This is a genomic window from Sphingobacterium sp. UBA6645 (assembly GCF_002455685.1).
GTDB lineage: Bacteria > Bacteroidota > Bacteroidia > Sphingobacteriales > Sphingobacteriaceae > Sphingobacterium > Sphingobacterium hotanense.
This window is the reverse complement of record NZ_DKLH01000091.1, coordinates 1-3,751: the sequence shown is the minus strand read 5'-3', so window position 1 is coordinate 3,751 and position 3,751 is coordinate 1. Positions and strand designations below refer to the sequence as shown.

At 41.8% G+C, this 3,751-nt stretch carries 3 protein-coding genes; 2 read left to right on the top strand and 1 reads right to left on the bottom strand.

Features of this window, described 5'->3' with window-relative positions; genetic code table 11:
• Positions 1-20: 20 nt before the first annotated feature.
• The gene (locus B2400_RS16650; protein WP_293935114.1) at positions 21-1,430 is read right to left on the bottom strand and encodes an alkaline phosphatase; all 1,410 of its coding nucleotides are present in this window, start codon (positions 1,428-1,430) and stop codon (positions 21-23) included.
• Positions 1,431-1,560: 130 nt separating this feature from the next.
• Between B2400_RS16650 and B2400_RS16645 the strand changes: the two genes are divergently transcribed.
• Together B2400_RS16645 and B2400_RS16640 are read left to right on the top strand one after the other, a co-directional pair.
• Positions 1,561-2,904, top strand: a complete 1,344-nt coding sequence (locus tag B2400_RS16645; protein WP_293935113.1) for an OmpA family protein — start codon at positions 1,561-1,563, stop codon at positions 2,902-2,904.
• Between the two features lie 112 nt (positions 2,905-3,016).
• The gene (locus B2400_RS16640; protein ID WP_293935111.1) at positions 3,017-3,325 is read left to right on the top strand and encodes a hypothetical protein; all 309 of its coding nucleotides are present in this window, start codon (positions 3,017-3,019) and stop codon (positions 3,323-3,325) included.
• The last annotated feature ends 426 nt before the right edge of the window (positions 3,326-3,751 follow it).

The window sequence follows — 3,751 nt, the reverse complement described above, 5'->3', positions numbered from 1 at the left end:
ACTAACTACTAAATACTAACTTAAAATTCCCAACCAGCAACCTTCCCCAATGTTCTTGGGATATCAACATTATCCATCTTGTGGCTGAAGTTTTCAGCGCCTACGCCGATTGCATAAACCGGGATATATGCAGCTGAGTGGCTTCCTGATGCCCAACTGATAGACGACACTTTGTTTAAAGCGTTGATTGCTAGGGAAGCAATTTTATCGTTGTTTGCGTATAGGCTTTTTGCCGTTTCGTTTTGGTGATTCACGAAGCTCTTTTCGTAGGCTGCGAAGATTTCTTTCTCTTCTTTTTCGCCGACTTTTACGTTGTTCCATAGACCTGTTTGCTCGCTCAATAAGGCTTTCACTTGTTCCCAAGATGCGCTATTGTTTTTCTCGCGGAGCTCGTTGATTTTTGTTGAAAGCGCTTCTTGCGAAATTTTTTGATTCTTGATGTTATTAATGCGAAGGGTAGAACCACCATTGCCAACACCCATGCCACCGGTTTCATGGTCGGCAGTAACGATGATTAATGTTTCCTCCGGATGTTTTTGATAGAAATCATACGCTTTCTGAACCGCTTTGTTGAAATCTAGTACTTCCTGAATTGCTGCTGCACCGTCATTGGCGTGGCATGCCCAGTCGATTTTTCCACCTTCAACCATTAAGAAGAAACCTTGGTTTCCTTGGCTCAATGTTTTAATCGCAGCTTCTGTGATGTTCGCAAGGTTCATGTCGTTTGCTTCTTGGTCGATCGCAAATTTCAACGACACAGGTGAAGTACCTTGATTGTTCATCAAGATCAATTTGTTTTTTCCGCTCTTCACTTTGTTGAAATCGTTCATCCCGTACAACATCGTGTAGCCCGCTTTTTCTAGTTGCGGAATCAATGGTGCTACTTTTTCACCTTTTGCATTGGTTTCTGGCTTCAAGAATCCAGCACCAGCAAAGAAGTCGAAATTAGATTTGATGATATCTTGACCGATTTCATAATACATGTCGCGGTCTTTTTGGTTTGCAAAGAAAGAAGCAGGAGTCGCATGGTCGATACTTACGCTCGTTGTGATACCTACCTTCATGCCCTTTTTCTTCGCTTTGTATGCAATACTTTCATATGCTTTCACGCCAGCGCTATCCATACCAATTACGCCATTCTTTGTTTTATAACCTACCGCTAATGCAGTACCTCCAGCGCCCGAATCTGTTACGCCATGCGATAAAGAATGTGATGTTGCATGCGTTGCATAAGGGAAGGTGCTGAACACCAGTGGTACTGTGCTGTTTTTATTTTGCTGGCTCGCTAAAAAAACCTCGGCTGCCTGTACTTGGTTTAGGCCCATTCCGTCGCCAATCAGATAGAAGATGTACTTCGGTTGTTTTTGTCCAAAGCTCAATCCAACGCATAAAACAAACGCAAAGAAAAAGCTTATACTTCTTTTGATCATGTGTAATAATATTTGATTTTTTTCAAAAATACGGTTAGGATGTTAATATAAGGTTAATTTAATAATGTGTCTTCATGCAAACAAAAATATTACACTGCTTGTTAATTCAACATATCAATATATAAACAGTATGGAAAATAGTTTATTAACAACCGCTCGATCATATTTTAATGATCAGGTCTTCGACAACCTAGCCGCTAAGCACGGCGAGTCGTCAGACAACGTTCGCAAAGGTTTAGACGCCGTAATTCCTTCCTTATTCCTCGGATTGCAGAGCAAATCTCCGTCGGAGCAAAGTGGAATTTTCGATGTTTTAAAACAATATTTTTCACAGATAAATTTCTCAGATCTGGGTTCCGTTTGGAACAGAGTGGATAATGATCCCGCAGATGCTGAAAAAGGATCCCACCTGGTATCTTCTATTTTCGGTGGAGGGTTAGATCAGGTGATCGCAACGATTTCCGGATTTCTTCACACGAACGGAAGCTCGGTTATGCAGTTATTTAAAACGGCACTACCCGGCGTAATCGGAGCTTTAACAAAGAATGGTACAGATTGGGATACTAGCCGTATCTCAGGATTATTGGACAATAACAAGTCTGATTTCCTAGCCGCATTGCCTTCAGGATTGAATCTAGGCGTTCTTGGCTCTTCATTGCTTTCGCAACCGGGTGTTGTGGAAGGAAGACCGGTAACACCGCCTTCTGAGCGCGAGCCTATCGTAGACCCCGTTAGAGATGTCGTGGTCGACGATCCAATTGTTCCACCAGTAACACGTATGGAAAACCGCGCCGAAGATCGCCCGGTAGCACATATCCGTGAAGAGGAACGTAAAAAAGGCGGTGGTTTATGGTGGTTATTAATTCCATTGTTGCTGCTATTGCTTTGGTTCTTATTTGGAAAGGGATGTAGCCGTGAAAATGAAACAGCTACAACCGACACCATCCCTTCGACAGTTGCGCCTGTTGATACCATCGTCGATACGGTGACCACAGCACCAGTGCGCGAGTCGATCATGGTGACTTTACCAGATAACAGCACATTAAATGCGTACAAAGGTGGTATTGAAGATCAATTAGTAGCATTCTTGAAAAGCGACTATAAGCAATTTTCGGATGACCAGTTGAAAGATCGTTGGTTCGACTTCGATAACTTAAATTTCGAAACAGGGACTTCAACAATTACTGCGGATAGCCAGACACAATTGCAAAATCTTGCAGCTATCTTAAAAGTTTATCCAGATGTAAAAGTGAAAATCGGTGGATATACAGATAAGACAGGTGATGAAGCATTCAACTTGAAATTATCAGGTGAGCGTGCAGATGCAGTGAAAGCGGAATTAGATAAGATGGGTGTGGGCGATAGAGTAGTGGATACCGAAGGATATGGATCTTCATTAGCAAAATATGAGGCTAATGCACCAGAATCTGATCGTATCAAAGACAGACGTGTATCAATCAGTGTTAGAAAATAAGTTAAGTTTTTTTCTAAATTAAATTGTCGGCGCACATATTCTTCATTGAAGAATGGTGCGCCGATTTTTTGATACCATTTTAAAACGTGGTTCTAATCATTATTTTTGTGCTATGTTAACAGCTACCCAAATGAATATGCTGCAAGGGGATTTCGAGAAATTCCTTAGCCATCTCAGATCGCAAAAGAAATCGTTAAGCTTTGAACTCTTTGGCGACTACGCTGGCTCCGTATTAAATTTCTACCTAGGTAGCTCACTCATCAACCCAGCAGAAAAACTCGAAGCCGCACAAGTTCTGACAGGCTTGTTCAACGCCGGCCTCAAAAATATCATCTCCCCACAAGACCTGATGGAAATAGCAGAAACTATCGCCCAGGATACAACGCTAGAGTATGGGGTAATTCAGGCAATATTTGAGTAGTAGTTAGTATTTAGTAGTTAGTATTTAGACCTATAGTGGATATATGCTATGGGTATTGGAGGGGGCTTTGAACGTATAAGTGAGGAGAAGATTGTTTGAACCTTTGGTTTAGAAAGGGAATTTTGTTTTGAACCAGGAAAGGAAGGATGCAAGGATTATCAGGATCGTTTTGAACGGCATATGAAGGGAAAGTTGTCTTTGAACCAGGAAAGGAAGGATGCAAGGATTGGCAGGATCACGTTGAAAGAAAAAAAGCGGCTGTTTCTGAACCAGGAAAGGAAGGATTTAAGGATTGGCAGGATCAGACAATTTGCGAATAAAGGAGGGACGGAATGTGCTACAGGAGACGTTTCACTAAACGTCTCCTATGAAAAATACAAGTCTATCCTTTCTACATGATCCTGGTCATCCTTGCATCCTTCCTTT

Excerpts from the sequence above, each read along its gene's own strand:
- B2400_RS16650 (WP_293935114.1), bottom strand. The coding sequence starts at position 1,430 with ATGATCAAAAGAAGTATAAGCTTTTTCTTTGCGTTTGTTTTATGCGTT.
- B2400_RS16645 (WP_293935113.1), top strand. The coding sequence starts at position 1,561 with ATGGAAAATAGTTTATTAACAACCGCTCGATCATATTTTAATGATCAG.
- B2400_RS16640 (WP_293935111.1), top strand. The coding sequence starts at position 3,017 with ATGTTAACAGCTACCCAAATGAATATGCTGCAAGGGGATTTCGAGAAA.